Origin of the sequence: Photobacterium makurazakiensis (genome assembly GCF_050336715.1) — a bacterium.
Lineage (GTDB): Bacteria > Pseudomonadota > Gammaproteobacteria > Enterobacterales > Vibrionaceae > Photobacterium > Photobacterium makurazakiensis.
This window is the reverse complement of the sequence record NZ_JAKJSJ010000140.1, coordinates 1-1617: the sequence shown is the minus strand read 5'-3', so window position 1 is coordinate 1617 and position 1617 is coordinate 1. Positions and strand designations below refer to the sequence as shown.

General features: G+C 37.5%; 1 protein-coding gene. It reads left to right on the top strand.

All coding sequences use genetic code 11. From position 1 onward, the window contains the following. Positions 1 to 696: 696 nt before the first annotated feature. Positions 697 to 1458, top strand: coding sequence for a DsbA family protein (locus L4D09_RS28725; protein WP_428460947.1), 762 nt, complete (start codon positions 697 to 699; stop codon positions 1456 to 1458). The last annotated feature ends 159 nt before the right edge of the window (positions 1459 to 1617 follow it).

The window sequence follows — 1617 nt, the reverse complement described above, 5'->3', positions numbered from 1 at the left end:
GTGTTATCATCACCCTGCTTGATATTGTGGAGCGATGGTACCCCCATTAAAAACACTGTGCAATAGCTAAGTGTACAATGTTTTGTATTTTGGGGGCTGAGTGCTCGTTTTTTGAACGGAAGCGAAGTTGTGCTTGTGAAGACGCTGTTTGGTAGGCTAATAATACGAATTGAAAATTATATTCACTTTAATTGAACTTGTGCCTCCTTAAACTGACTAATCTTTGCTAGCAGTATTAATGTGTCCAAATCATGCCAAAACGATCGAACAAAAATAAATCACTATTACAACGTTCTAATTACTGTTTTGTATTAGTACTGTTCATTCTTGTCGCTTGTATTCAAGCGAATAGCAATGTTTCATTAAGCAACCTTGTATTTTCCCCGGTTTCTATAAGTACTGATTATCAACAATCAATTAGTGGTGAAGAACAACTACAGTCAGGTGAGTGCCGAAGTACGGAGAATCTGGTTCGTATTAATGCTTCGGGTGAATGTGAAAAACCGATTGTCCAGTTTATTGGGATAATTACCCCCTTAGCCGTAGTGACCGGTTCATTATTACTATATATTAATAATCTTCCCTATATTAAATTCGCTATCAGGCGCTTGCACCTTCGGATATGTGTGTTTCTTGAATGAGTTATTGGTTGATTTTCTAAAAAATTAATCTTTATTTATTACAAGGAAATACACTGTGAAAAAATCATTTATTGCAGCGGCTGTTGCCGTCTCTTCTCTTGTTGCAACACCAATTGCTTTTGCTTCAAATTTAACGACTCAACAGCAAGACAACCTTAGTCAAATTGAGGCTTTACTAGAGCAAAACCCTCAAATTATTGATGGCTTGCTGACAAGCTTAAATATGTATGTTGATCAGCAAAACAAACAAGGTGACATGCTGTCCCAATATCATGATTGGATATACAAAAACCCAAGCCATTCGACCATGGGTAACGATGATGCGACACTCACAATCGTCAATGTAACTGACTATAACTGTCCGTTCTGTAAGCGCTTAAACCCAGTACTTGAGCAACTAGTAGAAGAGCAGCCGGATGATATCCGCGTGGTTAATATCTATGTCGATTTCCATGATGAAGATGTCGACGCTTTAGGTGGTACTTCATCTGCAGAGTTCGCTTTGAATGTCTGGGCTGAACAACCAGAGAATTATGGGAAAGTTCATCAAATGTTATATCGACGACCACAGCAGCATGACTATAGTTCGCTAACACGTATTGCCGAGGCGACAGGGACAAAAGATAGCCTGAAAAGGCAAAATGTAACTAATGAAATGGTCAAAAAGAATCACCAAATGTTTACTGATATTGGTATTAGTGGTACTCCTGGCATGATCATTGGTAACGAGGTTATTTCTGGTTATATGCCAATTGAGCAGTTACGACCAATTGTTGATGAACTACTTGCGAAGTATCAAAAGGAAAGCATAAATTAATACATGGCGCTTTTAATTACGTCATTATTAATTATCGGATGTAATTAACTCAATGATCTGCCGGTACTTATTCCGGCAGTTCATTATTATAATCACCATTTATACCAGCAAAAAAATAGAGGGTAATAAATTACGGACAAGCTATTGATAGTCATATTT